The sequence below is a fragment of the Alteromonas sp. P256 genome (genome assembly GCF_036864455.1).
Taxonomy (GTDB): Bacteria; Pseudomonadota; Gammaproteobacteria; order Enterobacterales; family Alteromonadaceae; genus Alteromonas.
The window spans coordinates 286,768-304,886 of record NZ_JAZETM010000001.1 but is presented as its reverse complement, the minus strand read 5'-3'; the positions used below and the strand labels follow the sequence as shown (position 1 = coordinate 304,886).

Annotated in this window: 14 protein-coding genes; 13 read left to right on the top strand and 1 reads right to left on the bottom strand. The window is 42.9% G+C overall.

The window, feature by feature from the left end; translation table 11 throughout:
* Nucleotides 1-6 precede the first annotated feature (6 nt).
* Genes V7R39_RS01330 through flgL form a run of 4 tightly spaced genes read left to right on the top strand, consistent with a single transcriptional unit; the run spans nucleotide 7 to nucleotide 5,415 of the window.
* Nucleotides 7-1,113 (top strand): flagellar basal body P-ring protein FlgI, encoded by a 1,107-nt coding sequence (locus V7R39_RS01330; RefSeq protein WP_334027417.1) that lies wholly within the window; start codon nucleotides 7-9, stop codon nucleotides 1,111-1,113.
* A gap of 12 nt (nucleotides 1,114-1,125) precedes the next feature.
* Entirely contained in the window at nucleotides 1,126-2,082 is a 957-nt protein-coding gene (gene flgJ, locus V7R39_RS01325; RefSeq protein WP_334027415.1) for a flagellar assembly peptidoglycan hydrolase FlgJ, read from the top strand.
* Between the two features lie 14 nt (nucleotides 2,083-2,096).
* Nucleotides 2,097-4,184 (top strand): flagellar hook-associated protein FlgK, encoded by a 2,088-nt coding sequence (gene flgK, locus V7R39_RS01320; protein ID WP_334027413.1) that lies wholly within the window; start codon nucleotides 2,097-2,099, stop codon nucleotides 4,182-4,184.
* A gap of 7 nt (nucleotides 4,185-4,191) precedes the next feature.
* Entirely contained in the window at nucleotides 4,192-5,415 is a 1,224-nt protein-coding gene (gene flgL / locus V7R39_RS01315; protein ID WP_334027411.1) for a flagellar hook-associated protein FlgL, read from the top strand.
* Nucleotides 5,416-5,444: 29 nt separating this feature from the next.
* On the opposite strand, the gene V7R39_RS01310 is transcribed toward flgL, so the two are convergent.
* Entirely contained in the window at nucleotides 5,445-6,404 is a 960-nt protein-coding gene (locus tag V7R39_RS01310) for a hypothetical protein (protein WP_334027409.1), read from the bottom strand.
* 239 nt (nucleotides 6,405-6,643) lie between these two features.
* On the opposite strand from V7R39_RS01310, the gene V7R39_RS01305 reads away from it, so the two are divergent.
* The 9 genes from V7R39_RS01305 to V7R39_RS01265 all read left to right on the top strand — a co-directional run bounded on the left by V7R39_RS01305 (nucleotide 6,644) and on the right by V7R39_RS01265 (nucleotide 17,969).
* Entirely contained in the window at nucleotides 6,644-7,489 is an 846-nt protein-coding gene (locus V7R39_RS01305) for a flagellin N-terminal helical domain-containing protein (RefSeq protein WP_334027407.1), read from the top strand.
* 892 nt (nucleotides 7,490-8,381) lie between these two features.
* A complete protein-coding gene (locus V7R39_RS01300; protein WP_334027405.1) occupies nucleotides 8,382-9,227 on the top strand; it encodes a flagellin N-terminal helical domain-containing protein in 846 nt (281 codons plus the stop codon).
* A 746-nt stretch (nucleotides 9,228-9,973) separates the two neighbouring features.
* A complete protein-coding gene (locus V7R39_RS01295; protein WP_334027403.1) occupies nucleotides 9,974-10,813 on the top strand; it encodes a flagellin N-terminal helical domain-containing protein in 840 nt (279 codons plus the stop codon).
* 87 nt (nucleotides 10,814-10,900) lie between these two features.
* Nucleotides 10,901-11,380, top strand: a complete 480-nt coding sequence (locus tag V7R39_RS01290) for a flagellar protein FlaG (protein ID WP_334027401.1) — start codon at nucleotides 10,901-10,903, stop codon at nucleotides 11,378-11,380.
* Nucleotides 11,381-11,392: 12 nt separating this feature from the next.
* Nucleotides 11,393-12,823 (top strand): flagellar filament capping protein FliD, encoded by a 1,431-nt coding sequence (gene fliD, locus V7R39_RS01285; RefSeq protein ID WP_334027399.1) that lies wholly within the window; start codon nucleotides 11,393-11,395, stop codon nucleotides 12,821-12,823.
* A 25-nt stretch (nucleotides 12,824-12,848) separates the two neighbouring features.
* The gene (gene fliS, locus V7R39_RS01280; RefSeq protein ID WP_163105247.1) at nucleotides 12,849-13,277 is read left to right on the top strand and encodes a flagellar export chaperone FliS; all 429 of its coding nucleotides are present in this window, start codon (nucleotides 12,849-12,851) and stop codon (nucleotides 13,275-13,277) included.
* Nucleotides 13,274-13,591, top strand: a complete 318-nt coding sequence (locus V7R39_RS01275) for a hypothetical protein (protein ID WP_163105248.1) — start codon at nucleotides 13,274-13,276, stop codon at nucleotides 13,589-13,591. Before fliS ends, V7R39_RS01275 begins: the two co-directional genes overlap by 4 nt.
* A 2-nt stretch (nucleotides 13,592-13,593) precedes the next feature.
* Complete coding sequence (locus V7R39_RS01270; protein ID WP_334027395.1) at nucleotides 13,594-16,968, top strand: motility associated factor glycosyltransferase family protein; 3,375 nt, start codon at nucleotides 13,594-13,596, stop codon at nucleotides 16,966-16,968.
* Nucleotides 16,969-17,015: 47 nt separating this feature from the next.
* Nucleotides 17,016-17,969, top strand: coding sequence for a stealth family protein (locus tag V7R39_RS01265; RefSeq protein ID WP_334027393.1), 954 nt, complete (start codon nucleotides 17,016-17,018; stop codon nucleotides 17,967-17,969).
* Nucleotides 17,970-18,119: the final 150 nt, after the last annotated feature.

The window sequence follows — 18,119 nt, the reverse complement described above, 5'->3', positions numbered from 1 at the left end:
TTTCTTATGCGTGCTTTAACATGTTTATTTGTTGCTTTATGCCTTTCAGGCGCAGCCAATGCTCAAAGGATCAAAGACGTAGCATCTATTCAAGGTGTGCGTTCTAACCAATTGATAGGTTATGGGCTAGTGGTTGGTTTACCCGGAACAGGCGAGCAGAATCCGTTTACTGAACAAAGCTTTAGAACCATGCTCGCCAATTTTGGTATTAGGATGGACCCTAATATTCGCCCAAATGTTCGAAATGTTGCGGCCGTTGCAGTGCATGCCGAGCTTCCTGCATTTAGCAAGCCCGGTCAAACAATTGATGTTACCGTTTCTTCTGTGGGTGAGGCGAAAAGCCTTCAAGGCGGCTCTCTACTACAAACCTTTCTTCGCGGGGTAAACGGCGAGGTATATGCTGTGGCCCAAGGAAGTTTGGTGGTCAGTGGTTTTGGTGCTGAAGGTGGCGATGGCTCGCGAATTGTGGTTAACACACCTACGGTAGGACGTATTCCAAACGGCGCCATGGTAGAAAGAGAAGTGCCAAGTGGTTTTGCAAACGGCGATACGCTGACGCTTAACCTTCACTATCCTGATTTTACTACAGCGAAATCGCTGGCAGACACTATCAATGAACGCTTAGGTGCGCAACCAGAAAATGGCTATGTCATTGCTACACCCATTGATGCTGCCTCTGTTCGAGTATCGGCTCCCCGAGATGCAGGACAGCGTGTAGGCTTTCTCGCCACACTAGAAAACTTTGAATTTACGCCTGCCGAAGCCCCTGCTCGTGTCGTTATTAACAGCAGGACCGGCACTATTGTCATCGGCAGCGAGGTACGTCTTCTTCCTGCCGCGATAACGCATGGAGGGCTAACTGTCACTATTTCAGAGAACCAGCAGGTTGCCCAGCCAAACGCTTTTGCAGACGGCGAAACAGCGGTTACTACGCAATCTATCGTTGACGTAGATTTAGCAGACAGTCGAATGTTTAAGTTTGAGCCAGGTGTAACACTTGACCAACTAGTGCGTGCAGTAAATGAAGTAGGCGCGGCACCAGGCGATCTAATGGCAATCCTTGAGGCATTAAGGCAGGCCGGCGCGTTACGCGGCGAACTGGTTATTATTTAGGGGCTTACGGTAATGGACGCACTTAGCACAAAAGGCCAGCTTGATATGGCGCGCAACGTTCACGATATGGGCAGCATCAACAAGATGCGCGAGGCCATAGCGTCGGGCGATGAGACTGTATTGCAAGAAGCAGCAGAGCAGTTCGAAGCGATTTTTGTACAGATGATGCTTAAGTCCATGCGTAAAGCTCAAGACGCATTAGCCGACGAAGACAGCCCGTTTAATTCACAGCAAGTAAAGTTTTATCGCGATATGCACGACCAACAACTAGCCACGGATTTGACTGCTGGCGGCGGGATGGGTCTTGCCGATGTGATTGTGAAGCAGCTTGGCCAAACCGAAGAAAGCTACACGCCAGCCAGCGTGATACGCAGCGACGGCAATTTATCTTCGCTTAATCAACACCGCGCTGAGTCCATATCTCAGGCACAAGATGTAGCGTTATCCTCACACTCTATGGGCAGCAAAAGTGCTCATAAGGAAGCGATGTTCGATAGTCCTGAGCAATTTGTTGAGTCACTTATGCCACATGCTGAAAAAATAGCTGAAAAGTATGGAATGGATGCAAAAGCGATAGTGTCGCAAGCTGCGGTTGAAACAGGTTGGGGGAAATTTGTTATTCACTCAGCCGACGGTAAAAGCTCCCACAACCTATTTGGAATAAAAGCAAATAGCGAGTGGAAAGGAGAGCAGGCCGTTGTTGACACGCTTGAATTCAACGGTTTGGTTCCCCAGAAACAAAAAGCAGCGTTTAGAGCATACAGCTCTATTGAAGATGCAATGGAGGACTATGTACGATTTATTGCTACGCAGCCACGCTACAGTGACGCAGTGAAAGCTGCAGGTAACGCCACAGAGTATACCCAAGCATTGCAGAACGCAGGTTATGCAACCGACCCACATTACGCCAATAAGATCATGTCTGTTTACAACAGCGATAGACTTAATGCGCTGATTCCGCAGAGATAGGGGAGGCAAACACCATGAGTTCAGTTGACTTATTTTCTCTTGCAACCAGTGGCGTTAATGCCAGTGGCAAGCTTCTTCAGACCACCAGTAACAACATTGCCAATGTAAATACGCCTGGGTATGTCCGCGAGCGCACAGAGCTTAATAACAGCCAAGTGTTTGGTGTTGAAATTGGCAATACAGAAAGAATTATCAACGTGTTTGCGCAAAATCAACTTCGTCGCGATATAACCGCGGTTGGAGAGCTTGAGGCATTTTCATCAAAAACCACGGCTATCGATAATTTGCTCGCAGGTGATGCAAACTCTATTTCAAAAGGGATGAGCGAATACTTTTCAGCGCTACAGACTGCTGCTGACGACCCAACAAACTTAGCATCTCGAGAGCAGGTACTTGGCAAGTCAGAGTCCTTGTTTCAGCGTATGAGAACCCTGTCTGACTACATGATTGAAAAAGAGGAAGAGCTTAACTTAGAGTTTACTTCTTTGATTAATCGCGCAAATACCCTTATTGGCAATATCGGTGATTTAAACCGAAATATTGTTATTGCTAATGGAAACAGCACAGCCGATCAGCCATCAGCACTGCTCAATGAGAGAGACAAAGCGGTTGATGAGTTATCGTCAATTATGGGTATTAATGTTAAGGAAAGTCAGACACAAAACGGTGCGGTTACCATAAACTTAACCTCTGGTGAATCCTTGGTGTTGGAAAACGGCGCGTTTAACTTATTTGAAGTTAACACCGATGCTGACCTGTCGTTAAAGCAGTTAACACTGCAAACGAACTTTGGCTCGCAAACAAAAGCCGATGCGTCACTGCGAATTCAGGAAAGTGATTTGGGCGGTGCACTTGGCGGACTATTCGGCTACCGAAACGAAGTGCTTGGCCCCACAATGCGAGACGTTGGTCAGCTGTCTATCGCTTTCGCAGACGCGATGAACGAACAGAATAAGCTTGGTATGGACCTAGACGGCCAGCTTGGCAGTAATATTTTCGATATCCCCTCATTTCGCGGCCTAGCATACGCAGACACCAATGGTGATTATGTAGTTACAGCGCAAGTTACCGAAGGTATGGGCGCAGAATTAACAGATGCAGATTACAAAATTGAAGTAACTGCAGTTTCAGGTGGAGCACCTAGTGAGCTGGAAATTACGTTTTTAAATGCAGACGGAACACCAAAGAAAGATGGCTCTGGTAACGATATCGTGTTTTCAAACTTTCCTGTTTCCTCTGGCTTTAACGAGCTGCCAGGTGGAATTGAAGTAGATTTCGCAGGAACATCTAGCTATACGGTAGGCAACGAATTCCTTATACAGCCTACAAAAACCATAGCGTCAAAAATCGATTTCAGCACAATGCGTCCAGAAGATTTGGCATTTGCAACACCCGTTCGCGGTCAAGCCGACAGTACAAACTTAGGTGATGCGAGTGTGGTGAATGTAGCCGTATCTAATACTACGGTGGGTGCAGGTATCGACCGCTCTGCCTTTGATGGTGCTGGTGGTATTGATACAGGAGCACCCGCTCAAATTGTATTCACTGCCCCAGACACGTTTGATGTTGTTGATGGAACTGGTGCCGTCATGGCAAGCGTTACCGGAACAACCGATTTAAACAACCTGATTGAACAGGCAAAAAATAGCGGTACGTGGCCAGCAGGACTAAGCGGTCTTACTGATTACCCAGGCTACGATATAAGTTTAGACGGCGTTCCAAGAGCCGGTGATAGCTTTTCGCTCGCTTATAATACTGACGGTTTTAACGATAACAGCAATGCCCTTAATCTTGCGGCCTTACAAAATGAGAACTTAGTTCAGGTGAGCAGTGAAGCCACAAATACACCACGTACATTTCAAGATGCCTATGCGTCAATGGTAGGTCGCATCGGTGAAGATGCTGCGATGGCCAAAGTGTCGTTGGCGTCGGCTGAAGCCATGCAGGTGCAATCAGAAAACTGGTTTCAGTCTGTCTCCGGAGTGAGTTTAGATGAAGAGGCTGCCAACTTGATTAAGTATCAGCAAAGTTACGCCGCGGCGGCTCGTATTCTTACCACCGCACAAGAACTGTTTAACACCATTCTACAGTCTGCGAGGTAGTTAAAAAATGCGCATAACTACAAATCAAATTTACGATCAAAACGTTCGCTCAATTATGAACAATCAGACCGAGCTGTCTAAGACTCAAGAGCAACTTGCTTCAGGTAAGCGAATTATTGCGCCAAGTGACGATCCTGTTGGCGCAGCAAAAGTACTGCGTTTAACCGAGGAAGTGGACGAGCTTACTCAATTTCAGCGTAACAACGACCTAGTGACAGGGTCTTTAGAGCAGCAAGAAGCAGTACTGACGAATATCACCAATTCTATCAACCGTGCTAGAACATTGGTTGTTCAATCAGGCAACGGTATTTTAGCCGACCCTGATAAACGGGCCATTGGTGCAGAGCTAGAACAGATAAAATTGGAAGTTTTAGATTTGATGAACACGCAAGATGCCGACGGAAATTACCTCTATGCAGGTTATCAATCTGGCAATCAGGCGTTTTCGTTTAATCCTGCGTCTACAGGCAATGCCGTTTCCTTTGCCGGTGATGCCGGTGTCAGTTTTATCCAGCTTTCAAATAGCTCAAAAATTCAGTCAACCAGCAATGGCTATGATGTGTTTGAAAACGTGCTGTCTCGATTTAAATTTTCAGTGACAGGAAGTGCTGTAGGCAATTTAGAAAGTGCGACGGTAAAAGAGCAGGGAACATTCGATACGTTTTTCGATAAAAACTTCGACCCTGTGAATGCTGCTAATAATAACTATCGGGTGAACTTTTTAGCCGGTGGACAAGCTGAACTTGTTAATCAAGGTACGGGCACGGTAGTGGATACGGTAGGCTTTACATCGGGCCAACCTTTCACCATAAAAGGCATGCAATTTGAGGCTACTGCCGTTGCCGGCAACAGTATAGATTTCTCTTTGGATACGCCAGAAAAGAAAAGCATGGCGCAGGCAATTCATGAGATTCAAGAGATTTTGCTAGACAGCACCATTGATAACGGTGCACTGCAAGAGTCTATTGCCGATGCATTGGTAGGGCTAGATAACGGCTTAGAGCGAATCTCTCTAGAACGGGCGTCCATCGGCAGTCGACTCAACATTGCAGAATCATCGTACGAAACTAATCTGGATATGGAAATTGCAGCTAAAGCAGCGCGCTCATCCATTCAAGATGTAGACTACGCTGAAGCATCGACTAAATTTGCTCAACAAGAGACGGCGCTTAATGCCGCCCTTGCTACATTCCCAAAAATAACCAACTTGTCGTTATTTAACTTTATCTAAAATGTGTTGAACTGGTCATTAGCGCGGGTTTACATGCTCAATTTAGCAAGGTAAACCCGCGCTTCTTCATCGCAATGACTCGAATAATAGGATACGTAAAGAATATCGTTATCAAGAACCAAACCTGGATAACTAGTATCACCGCCACTTGGAAGAGTAATCAGTTCAGTGAGCTTTTTTGATTGAACATCAAAATGCCATAGTTTGGTACTGAAAATATCGTCCTCCCATTCAATGTGTCTACCTGCCACAATAAAATTCTCATCTTCCAACATAACTGCTGCTGGTCCGCCGATGTAAATGTCTAAATCATGCCATTCCCAGTTTGTGTAAGGAGGATTTGCGTATCCAAATTGAGCGCTGTATGTGTCGGCATCTCGGCGTAAAAAGACGCTCGCATTACCCTGTTCGTCAAAGAGAAGTGCACTTTCATTGGGGTAACCCTTGTCTGATTTTTCAAGTCCAAATACATTGTCTTGATAGCATGTCATTGAGTTTAAAGGATTACCCCTATACAAGCTTATAGATTGAGCTTTGCGATTATAGGCAAACCCGTATGCCGTTGTTTTAAACCAATCGCAATTCCAAATCCACCAAGCGTCATCGCCAAAATAGTGTGGTCCATTCCAGGATAATCCTGTGTCAGAGCTATAGCTCACCATATGACGTGAAAGGCTACTGTCTTCTAAAACAGTTTTGGCATAACCGGTGATGATAAGACGTTTGCCATCGAAAGAAAGTTTTGGATCCCTAAGATCTGTGCCTGGTATTTCTAATGCCCAAGAATTGAATGGCTTCAATGTTTTTTTATCTATACGTACAACGATAATTCTGCCGTTTGGGCTGACATGGGTGTCAGCCTTGCGGTAGGTGCAAAATAGCGATGAACCTGAATTATCAAAAGGGTCTGCGCATAAATCAGTAAAGGCAGCGTGAGATGCGGGCGCTGATATCTGGGCGACCTCAAGTATTTTCAATTTATCCAGCACTAAAAATCTCCTATTAAAATCCGATAGTTACGGCGCTTAACTCAGGCAATAAGCGGAAATATGTTACCGCTAATCGGCAATATTCGTAATTTTTTCTAAAGGGAAGTTACATATTGTCGATACAGTTTCTGAGAGAGCCAGTTCATCAATTACCCCTCAGGTGTTGATGACTACTAAAACAAAATGTCGGAAAACCCGACAGCCAGCCCACGCTGGACTGAGAGTGTAGGAGAGACTTTATGTCTATGTTCGTCAATACCAATGTATCATCATTGAATGCACAGCGTCAGTTATTCGATGTTAGTAATTCTTTGAATACGTCATTTGAGCGTTTGTCTTCAGGTTTCCGTATCAACAGCGCTGCTGATGATGCCGCAGGCCTTCAGATAACCGATAGAATGACATCACAAGTTCAAGGTCTTAACCAAGCGGTTCGAAATGCAAATGATGCGATCTCACTATCGCAAACTGCAGAGGGTGCGCTATCTGAGACTACCACCGCGCTTCAGCGCATTCGTACTCTAGCAGTACAATCGCAAAACGGAATTAACAGTTCTGCAGACCGTGTTGCACTTCAAAAAGAAGTGTCTGCACTGCGTACCGAAATTTCACGAATTTCTACAACGACGCAGTTCGCCGGTGTAGATATTCTATCTGGTGATTTTTCTGCGAAGTTTTTGGTTGGCGCTAATGCAGGGCAAACAATATCGGTAAACCTTTCTTCTGGAACACTTGCGAGAGCAGGCGTGAGCGGATTTAGCGCTACTGGTCTTGGAATTACTACCGACGATGTTCTAAGCAATGGTAATGCATCAGCAATGCTTGCAAGCGTTGATACAGCAATATCAGCGATAGGTGGTTTACGCGCTGATTTAGGTGCGCTTCAAAACCGTTTCCAATCAACCATTCGTAACCTTAGCAACATTTCTGAAAATGTTTCTGCTGCACGTTCACAAATAAAAGATACGGACTTTGCGACTGAAACCGCTAATCTAACCCGTAATCAGATACTGCAGCAGGCAAGTACAACTGTATTGTCTCAGGCGAATCAGCGCCCACAGGCAGCATTACAGCTTCTAGGATAAGCTTTCTAAGCCATAGACTACGGCGAGGATGAAGCCAGGGGGTAGTGACCCAGTGCTTGTTATCTATTTAAATGGCCAGTAATTGAATGAATTTCAATCACTGGCTTTTTTGTATCTAAAGTATTTAGATACAACCGAATAATTTTTCCTCATTCTGCTTTTTTCTAGAGAGCGAATGCTTGTTTTGAGTTCCTTGTGAGCTGTTAACTCTTATCCCGCATCGAAAAAAACGTTTTCACTTCTGCCTTTTATAACTTTCACATCGGCTGTTTTATCCACAAAGTCTTAATTTTCCTGCATCTCAACCTCAACTTTATGATTTCAATTGGCTCGTAATGTCATGAAAATAATCGGTTTTTAAAAATTTTACTTTTTTTTCGTCTCAGAGGGCAAAAAACGCTAAAGGAAAATCGGTAATAGGACGATAACTATTACAAAGGGGAGATAAAGAACGTTTTTACTTCCCAAGTGCTAATAACAACAATAGTAGGGCACTAAGAAAGACCTTATTTGCGTAAAGTAAATAAAGTAAGTGAAATTAAAGGTTAGGAAAATCAACCTATTAAGATGTTAAAAGTGCAGTTTAAAAAGTTCTAAAGTAATTGTGTTTTAATGTCGATATATAGGAAGGTTTGCTAGAAGGGTTGGAGCTGCTGACGGGCGAGAATGAAGCCAGGAGGTAGTGAGAGGTTTGAGGTCTGGAACATCAATCTCACCAGCCAGCAAAGAGAAGAAAACTTCTCCGTTTAGCAAACTTCATCAGTAGTGTGCCGATGAAGTGTCAGATAAATCTGACGACTTAAATCAAGCACGCACTGTGCCAAGAATTTAATACAACGCGCAAATAATAAAACCAATAGCGCAATCACTCGAAACTGTTAGGAGAGACCCCATGAGTCTATTTGTAAATACCAACGTGTCATCATTGAATGCACAACGTCAATTATTTAATACCGGAAACAATCTAGATACCGCATTTGAACGTCTATCTTCTGGGTTTCGCATAAACAGCGCCGCGGATGATGCAGCGGGCTTGCAAATCACCGACAGAATGACATCGCAGATTCAAGGCTTAAATCAAGCGGTTCGAAATGCAAATGATGGAATTTCATTAGCACAGACAGCTGAGGGTGCAATGGCGGAAACTACGACCGCGTTACAACGTATCCGTACGCTTGCAATCCAATCGCAAAACGGCATAAATAGCTCTGCTGACCGCTTAGCGTTGCAAAAAGAAGTATCTGCATTACGTACTGAAATCTCGCGAATTGCGACAACAACCCAGTTTGCCGGTGTGGACGTACTGACAGGAAGCTTTTCTGCCCGATTCTTAGTGGGTGCGAATGCCGGTCAAACTATCTCGGTAAATTTGTCTAGCCAGGCACTAACGCGCGCAGGCGTTCAAGGATTCAGTGCAACAGGTCTAGGTATCACATCCGAAGACGTGTTGACGGAAACAAATGCGTCAGGTCTATTGTCTTCAGTTGATAGCGCTATATCAGCAATCGGTGGAATTAGAGCTGACTTAGGTGCTCTACAAAATAGATTTCAATCAACCATTCGTAATCTAAGTAATATTTCTGAGAATGTGTCAGCGGCAAGATCTCGCATCAAAGACACTGATTTTGCCACAGAGACGGCAGAACTAACCCGTAATCAGATATTACAGCAGGCAAGTACGACTATCCTATCGCAGGCTAATCAGCGTCCACAGGCTGCATTATCACTACTAGGTTAATCTTTTAAATTAGGCGTAAGTCTGGGAAGGAGTTGAGAGGCCATCCCCTAGAAAGGAATGCGACCGTGAGGTCGCACCTTTAAGAAAGCGCCGACTAACAGGACCGAGAGTGTAGAAGCGTTGGTTGAGAGGCCAGTTTGTCCTACTAAACCCTGCCAGCCGACAGAAACTAATTTTGCTCAATCTCCTAACGTGAGCAAATTGGCCGAGATATTATGTCTCGGCCTTTTTTTTATAATCGCCGAGACATCCCACCAATTTCAGACTCCAGTAGAGCAAGGCTGGAATCTACTTTTTGATAAAGCATCTTTGATGCCAACTTAATCTAAAGTTCCCGTTTAATTTTCACTAGCAGTGCAGCTTTACTCAATCATATTTCTAATGGGTTGTAAGCAGTATTAGAGCCCTGTCTTATTCACACCGCAACCGGATACCGCTCCGTATAAATCTAATATATTGTCTTTGACAACGAATTTATAGTTGCCGCTGTGATTCGAGAGTCTGTATACGCATATTTAGAATAAATAAAAACCAATTAAATCAATATTATAAATAAACTTAATAATTTTTTGAAAAAAAATTAAAAAAAAGGCTAAAGAACCTAAAGCCTTGGCCGATACCTATTGTCGAGGGGTAATTTACTTTACTTTTACAAGAGAGGTTAGCAGGCGTAGTGACCCGGCTAATTTGAACTGGATGGATTTGAATGTACTTGTAAGCACATCGAATCTCTAGGAGGTAATCTAATGTCTTTATTTGTAAATACTAATGTGTCGTCGTTAAATGCACAACGTCAGCTTTTTGACGTAAGCGACCGTTTAAACACATCGTTCGAAAGACTTTCATCGGGATTTCGTATAAACAGTGCAGCTGATGATGCGGCAGGTCTTCAAATCTCTGACCGTCTCACATCGCAAGTTCAGGGTCTTAATCAAGCGGTAAGAAATGCGAATGACGCAATTTCTTTATCGCAAACCGCAGAAGGTGCTTTAGGTGAGGTAACCAGTAGCCTTCAGCGAATCCGTCAGCTTGCAGTACAATCTCAAAACGGAATCAATAGTTCTTCAGACCGTAATGCACTTCAAAAAGAAGTTTCTGCGCTACGTACTGAAATTTCGCGTATTGCGACCGATACTCAATTTGGTAACGTAAACTTGCTTGATGGAAATTTCTCGGCGAGCTTCTTGGTTGGTGCCAATGCAGGTCAAACGATTTCAGTGAATTTGTCTAGGGGGAATCTTGGCTCAATAAGCGGTTTTAGTGCAACCGGTTTAGGCATTACGACAAATGATGTGTCTACAGCCGCTGGCGCCTCTTCATTACTTGCAGATATTGATGGCGCAATCTCCGGTATCGGGGGAGTGAGAGCAGACCTTGGTGCGCTTCAAAATCGCTTTCAGTCGACAATTCGTAATCTGAGCAACATCAGTGAAAACTTGTCCTCGGCCCGTTCGCAAATACGCGATACAGACTTTGCGGCTGAAACTGCCGAGCTAACTCGAAATCAGATTATCCAGCAGGCATCGGTTTCAATCCTTAGCCAGGCTAACCAGCGTCCGCAAACAGCACTATCACTACTTGGATAAGCAGTTAAAAAGTAGCTATAATTAGTAGGGCGGGTGCTTACATATGATGTAACGCCCGTTTTTCTGGTTTAGGTCAGGAGGTATTAGGTGGAAATTCAAAATACCCAAGGTGGTCAAGCTTTTGCATCACCAAACGTAACACCTATTCGGACGGATACTGATGTAAAGAAAGAGTCTTCCAGCAGTGAAAATAAAGAGTTTAATCAACGAAATAATGATTCTTTAGCAACACTGCAAACTCGTGATTCCTTTTCTGTCGAGACGAATAAAGAATTGTCTCAAGCATCTGGATTACAGGCCGATAACGTAAGAAGCACGGAGAATGATAAACAGCTTGATGATGCAATATCAGAAGTCGAGTCATTCCTAAAAGTTCAGAATCGGGATTTAGCGTTTTCTATCGACGAAGAAACCAATCGTTCAATAGTTACGGTTAAAGATTCCCAATCTGGAGACGTAATACGGCAAATTCCTTCCGAAGAGGTGCTAGAACTTGCCGAGCGTATCCAAGAGCTCCAACAGGATGTTGGGAACAGTGTGGGAGTGTTTATCAACAACCAGGTTTAATGAGGTAATACAATGACAATTCAGTCTCTAGGTGTAGGATCGGGGTTAGCCCTTGATGATCTTGTACAGCAGCTTATAACCGCAGAACGTAAACCGAAAGAAGATCGTTTGAATGCGTCGGAAGAGCAAATTGAGGCTGAAATTTCTGGCCTTGGTCAAATTAAGTCGAAACTTTCTGATTTTAAAGATACAGTAGATGACCTTCGAAGCGATAACGGTATCAATGGCCGAGAGCCAACTATCACCAATCCTTCCGAGGATGACGATGTCCTATCAGCAGAAGCATCCAACTCGGCACTCAGAGGTAGTTACGAGATATCGGTAGAGCAACTTGCCGCCGGTAGTCGTATCACCACCGATGCAGGTGCATTCACATCGAGTAGCGATCCAGTTCTAACGTCGGGCACAGGTTCACTTTCATTTGATGTGGGTGGAGCGGATAGCTTCACAGTAGACGTTACAGCCGGTATGTCCTTAACCGCCCTTCGTGAAAAGATCAATGGTGCTGACGATAACTTTGGCGTAACCGCGAATATTATCGATACAGGCACTGGTGCAGGCCCCCGGCTTGTATTCTCTTCATCTGAAACGGGTGAGGGCAACGATCTTGTCATTACTAACGATACTGGAGTTGCTGAACTTGACCGCCTATCTACAACGGGCGGTACCGCCAATATTAGTGCGGCGAATATTGAAAGTGCTAAAAATGCTATAGCTTATATAGATGGCATTGAAGTTCAAAGTACTTCTAACGAGTTCGAAAATACAATTCAAAACGTATCCTTTGATGTCAATGAGGTTTCTCCAAAAGACTCCGTTGGCGATTTTTTGCCGACTAAGTTGGACATTGGTTTTGACAAAGAAGGTTTGGATAAAAAAATCCGCGACTTTGTTGATAATTACAATGCGTTGATTGATGAAATAGGTACGTTAACTAGCTATGGCGAATCAGAACTTGAAGATGACGGAGCGCTTGCTGGCGACTCACTGCTTCGCGGAATTCAGTCTGGCCTTGCTTCTATAGTTAGCGGGAGTGTGAGTAACTCAGCTCTTGGGAATCTTTTTCAGGTTGGCATAGAAGTTGATAGTGACGGTAAGCTCGAAGTAGGCACCACTGATTTTGGTCTAGGGTCTGGTGAAGACAGATTAGAGGATGCACTCGAAGATAACTTTGACGAAATCGCGAAACTGTTTACTGATAAAGACGAAGGTATCGCCACGCGTATGTTCGAATTTGCCAAAGAATACACTTCGTTCAGCGGCCTGATTAGTTTAAGAGAACGAGCGGCAAAGGATAATCGAGACGAAATTCTCGACCAGAGAGAAACGCTGGAGCTACGTATGTTGAGTTTCGAGCAGACGCTTAGAGACAAGTATTTAAACCTTGACCAAACTGTAGCGCGACTAAACCAAACTGGCTCTGCATTATTAGCCTCGTTATAAGTTTAAAGATGTAATCGGAGATAGTATGTCACTTAAGGGTATTAACGCTTATCGTAAAGGCAACTTAAAGCAAGATGTTTCAAGTGCCGATCCTCACAAGCTCACACTGATGTTACTGCAGGGGGCGCTTGACCGTATTGCATATGCAAAAGGCGCGATGGAGCGCAAAGATCTTATTGTGAAAGCTGACTATATTTCAAAGGCAAGCGCAATAATAATGCACCTAAGAGATACGTTAGACTTAAAGGTGGGCGGTGAAGTTGCTGAAAATATGTTCGCACTTTACAACTACATGGTAGAGCGTCTTGGCGATGCTCATATTAATAACGACTTGAATATGTTGGACGAAGTGTCTAGCCTGTTAACACCAATACGTGATGCATGGGTTTTGATTCCTGAAGATGCCAAGCAGGAAGCTTACGAAACACAGCGCCAAAACCGACAAGCGATTTGAACAAATCAATATTAAATCACGCTAACACCCCACTTTTTTTGCAAGCAGTTAATTCTGAATTAGCTGCTTGTCTATCTACTCCTGGTGAAGATTTTTCAACAGATCGTTTTAGATACCTCTGCGATGTTCGCCACAAGGTAGTCATTCGGGCATTAGCTCGACTTGACCCAGATGTAAGACACTCATTTGCCAAAGAAGAACTTGAGATAAATAACAATTTAGAAAAGCTGGCGCAAGGTTTGCTTCTCAATGCCAAAGACGAAGCTGTGAAATTCTCCCGAGGTCGCTCGGCTGTGAAGAAATATAATAAATAATTATGCTTAATCAAATTCAGCTACATATTCATAACGACGAAGAAGAGCAGCTTAAAGTAGAAGAAAAAGTCGCAGTAGAATTAAGCCAGCGTTACCGAGAAAATGTTGAAGCTTTTCGCCGCTACATCCCTTCCTTACTCCCAACAATAACCTCTGACAAAACAAGTAACTCTACGATACTTTGTAATAAGTATGGGGGGGTGAACTTAGTTAAAATAAGCAATGGCCAAGTTGTTTATGGTAGCGCTCCACAGCAGGATATTGCATTAGAAGTTGAAGATGCTTTACAGGAAATGTCTCCTGTATTTTACGAGCCAAACTGTACGCAAGAACCGGATGTCCTTGTCATATTTGGTCTAGGGATCGGATATCATATTCCCTTGTTGTTAGCGAAAGAAAAGTTTAAACACATCGTTATTTATGAACCTGACGTGGACTTATTCACTTGCTCGCTTTCAACGGTAAATTGGAAGCACATTCTAGAAGACGCTAAAAAGTCTGATATAGGACTCTTTCTACAAATTGGTAATAACGCCAAGCAGTTTGCGGAAAACATGAGTGAACTTCAGCAACACCTTGGTAGCAGTGGTTTTTATTATTACAAGCATCTCAATAACCAAATATTCGATGAATTGGAATATAGGCTTAGAACAGAATCTTGGGATAAGGTAAGAAAATGGACAGGGCAAACAGAAAGCAGAAACTCAATTCTAAATTACCTGCCACTATGGACGCGAAGAAACGTAATTGATGTACCTGCTTCTCCTCTACCAGAGCAAAGATTAAGCAATAATCTTAATGCACTAAAATCATTTTTTCCTGACGTCTATCAAGAATTCAAGGATTATAAGCCATCGAATTGGTTACCTTGCGTAGAAAATGATTCGACAATTAATTTATTGCATGAAAAAACACGTTCTTGGTTTTACCATTCTGAAGCTGCTAAAGCATGTGAAGATAGCTTTGATTGTTTCGCTCAGCATCCCCACAAGGACGGCATTGTCTTGGGCTATAAAGGTAAAAAGCTGAGGAACTATTTGCATTATCAGATGGTTAAGGAGTGCGAAAGTGTACTTGATGGTGTGGAAGACGAGAGTGGTAATCTACCCGAGCATTTAAAGTCAGTGATATTCTTCGGTCTTGCAGCCGGTTACGACCTTGCCTATCTTGTAGAGCACTATGATGTCGAAAAGTTGTTCATTTGTGAGCCCAATAGAGACTTTTTCTTTGCATCGTTATATGCCTTAGACTGGGAAAATATTCTTACCTATTTTTCAAAAGGGGAGCGGAGGCTTTATCTCAATATCGGAGATGATGGTACCCACCTGACCAATGACCTGCTGGTACAATTTCAAACTATAGGGCCTTACGTTCTTGCTAATACCTATTTTTATCAGTCCTATTACAACGATCACCTTGTTAAAGCAATTTCAGAATTAAGAGAGCAGCTGCAGGTAATGATTGCAATGGGGGACTACTTTGATAATGCAAGGTACGGTACATCTCATACTATTTGGGCTATCCAAAATGAGATCCCTTTTTTAAAAAAAGGGGTGTCCTCCCAGCTGTCTGTTGATGACAAAGATGTGCCAATATTCATTGTAGGGAATGGGCCTTCACTTGATAATTTATTGCCGTTATTAAAGAGCGATGGTCATAAAGGAATCATTGTTTCGTGCGGCACTGCGCTTCAAACGTTGTACAACAATAACATCCTGCCAGATTTTCATGCTGAAATTGAAGCGAATCGTTCTACTTATGATTGGGCCGTTCGAATCGGAGATGCCGAATATTTAAAACAAATAACGCTTATCAGCTGCAACGGGATTCACCCAGACACATGTGCTCTCTATAAAGATGTCTTATTGGCCTTTAAACAGGGAGAGGCGTCAACAGTTTCAATGTTTGAATTATATGAAAAGAGTGTTTTTGCTGCTCTGAATAGAGCTTATCCCACGGTCACTAATTTTGCGGTGGATTTTCTTACTCAGATAGGATTTCAACAGTTTTATCTACTTGGGACGGATTTGGGGTTTGTTGATGAAAAACATCATCACAGTAAAGCATCTGGCTATTATAGCGATAAAGGTGAAGATCTGTATGACTACAGTGCAGAGAATAATACCTCACTAGTCATACCAGGTAATTTTAGGGCGTATGTTAATACGAAATACGAATTTAAGGTGTCTAAATCAGTATTAGAGGATACGCTAGCGAGTAAAAATGTTGATGTTTACAACCTCAATGATGGCGCAAGAATTAAAGGTGCACAGGCGCTCAACATTGATGATGCGTTGGTAACGTGCTCTGATGAGAATAAAACAGCAGCCCTTGAGAACGTAAGACGGTTAGGATTCGAATCGCTAGCAATCTCGGATTTCGAAGCGAAATTCAAAAAACGGTTTAGCCATGATGAATTGCTCAAAGAAATCCGAATGCTTCACGAGTCGATACCTGAGTTTTTCGAGAGTCATCAACAGGTAGATGCCCTAATTGAAGAGCAGAGAGGCATTCTAGTGAACTCAGTATTGAAAAAGAATTCACTACTGTTCTTTTACCTCAATGGTACCCTTAACTACATCAACAGTTCCTTCACTAAAATTGCAAACCTTAAAGACAAAGAACGAGTAGTAGAATTAAGCCAACAACTGGCAAACGTTTGGTCTCGTTATATTTCCTATATATTGAGAAGTTTCGAATTTCAGGAGTTTGAATACGACAATGTCACGAGTTTTATGGGCAAACGTCGTGAGTTACTCATTCAATATCATGTTGAGAAAGAGGCTCTGAAGATAAATTTTGGTGGCCAGCCTCTCAGGTGTAATTCTAGTGCTTACTTGAAAATTACCGAAGAGTACGAACGTGCGAATGCATCACAGGTTGCTGTGCATGTGGACAGCAACCTTAAGCATGTTGAAAGTAATCTGCCTGCCTTTTTAATTCAACGTCACTGCGTAAGTTCTGTTTCTTCGCTATTCTCTAGCACTGGAAATACGGTCTATCTTCCAGGCAGCCTTGATGATGACAGGTGCTCGATATCTTGTAACGATGAGACCCGCCTTAATTTCACAGTCTTAAGTATACTAAGCGGCATACGCTCGGTGATTATCGTGCCAAAACAAGTTTATTTTGAGAACTTTGTGCCTATCGGCATAGATTCGCTTCTCGATAGTTTAAAAGATTTTTTCTGTTACGGTGCCGTCGATTTCATCGTCATAAGTAGACGAAAGCTGAAGCAGCACGAACTAGTGCTTGGGTGCGGCGATCGCTTAGTATTCATTCCAATGCTAAAGAGACTAGACTTACTTGGGCGCAAGCTCACTAAGGCTGCTTATGACGAATCAAAGAATAAGTTAGCACTTCGAGGAACGAAATAGTGGTAGTAAAAAGTGCTTTTTTTACACTAAAGTGAACCTTTGAACGCATGAGTGAAGAAGAGATCGATTTCGTTATTCTGTGGGTGGACGGAAATGACGAAGAGCATAAGCAAAAAAGAAATTGTTATTTGCCCGATGATGTTTCCCTTTCAGCAAGTGATGCTGAACAGTCTATTGGTGCCAATAGATTTATACAGCACAATGAGCTCCGTTTTTGCTTAAGGTCAATAAAATGTCACGCACCATGGTATAGAAAAATTTGGTTGGTAACAGACCGACAGATGCCACCTTTTCTTGATTCCGCATTATTGCATCAAGATAGAATTACCATAGTAGATCACAAAGAGATTTTCAAAGGAAAAGAGGTTTACCTACCCACTTTCAATACGCGAGCCATCGCGAGCCAGCTCCATGAAATACCAGATTTAAGCAATAAATTTATCTATGGCAATGATGACTTCATGTTGGCTAGCAAAACGACACCATCGTTTTTTTTTGATGACGATATTCCCAAAATTTGGGGAGATTGGTTCCCCATTAGTACTGATAGTACTAATACGCTTTTCCAGCAAGGAATGATAAACGCTAAGCGTTTATTTGATAACCATGATGAACGCTATATTCATATAAGTCACGGTTTTCAGCCATTAACTACAACCATTATCAACACTTTAAAGTCTCTACATCCTGACGAGTTTGAAAACAACCTAAGTTACCGATTTAGGCATAGGTCGCAGTTTTTGTTAGAGTCATTGGTCAATCACTATTGTTATTACAAGTTTAATGCGCCTGTGCTTGGTACAGAGCCAATGATACATTTTAGTTTTGAGCTTTGCAGAGTTGGCCATGAGAACAAAATAAATTTTCTTTTTGAATTACTAGCAAGCGGTAAAAGGAAAATGTTCTGTATCAATGAATATCATTCACTAGTGTCGCGCTTACCTATCGTTGAATATCGCTTACAGAACCTCTGTGGTCCAAAGTTACTCAGCGAAAAATAGATAAATCTTAATGTATTTTTTCCTCTTTGAGTCAATGTATGATCAGTTCATCAGAGATTTGTCGACGATGAAACAGGTGTTTATGCTTTTCTAAATGCTGCCGATAAATATTGAGCTAAGCACACAAACGTGACCATTTAAAAAGTACTT

Coding starts and splice junctions, on each gene's coding strand:
- V7R39_RS01330 (WP_334027417.1), top strand. CDS start 7: ATGCGTGCTTTAACATGTTTATTTGTTGCTTTATGCCTTTCAGGCGCA.
- flgK (WP_334027413.1), top strand. CDS start 2,097: ATGAGTTCAGTTGACTTATTTTCTCTTGCAACCAGTGGCGTTAATGCC.
- V7R39_RS01265 (WP_334027393.1), top strand. CDS start 17,016: ATGAGTGAAGAAGAGATCGATTTCGTTATTCTGTGGGTGGACGGAAAT.
- V7R39_RS01295 (WP_334027403.1), top strand. CDS start 9,974: ATGTCTTTATTTGTAAATACTAATGTGTCGTCGTTAAATGCACAACGT.
- flgL (WP_334027411.1), top strand. CDS start 4,192: ATGCGCATAACTACAAATCAAATTTACGATCAAAACGTTCGCTCAATT.
- V7R39_RS01305 (WP_334027407.1), top strand. CDS start 6,644: ATGTCTATGTTCGTCAATACCAATGTATCATCATTGAATGCACAGCGT.
- fliD (WP_334027399.1), top strand. CDS start 11,393: ATGACAATTCAGTCTCTAGGTGTAGGATCGGGGTTAGCCCTTGATGAT.
- fliS (WP_163105247.1), top strand. CDS start 12,849: ATGTCACTTAAGGGTATTAACGCTTATCGTAAAGGCAACTTAAAGCAA.
- V7R39_RS01300 (WP_334027405.1), top strand. CDS start 8,382: ATGAGTCTATTTGTAAATACCAACGTGTCATCATTGAATGCACAACGT.
- flgJ (WP_334027415.1), top strand. CDS start 1,126: ATGGACGCACTTAGCACAAAAGGCCAGCTTGATATGGCGCGCAACGTT.
- V7R39_RS01270 (WP_334027395.1), top strand. CDS start 13,594: ATGCTTAATCAAATTCAGCTACATATTCATAACGACGAAGAAGAGCAG.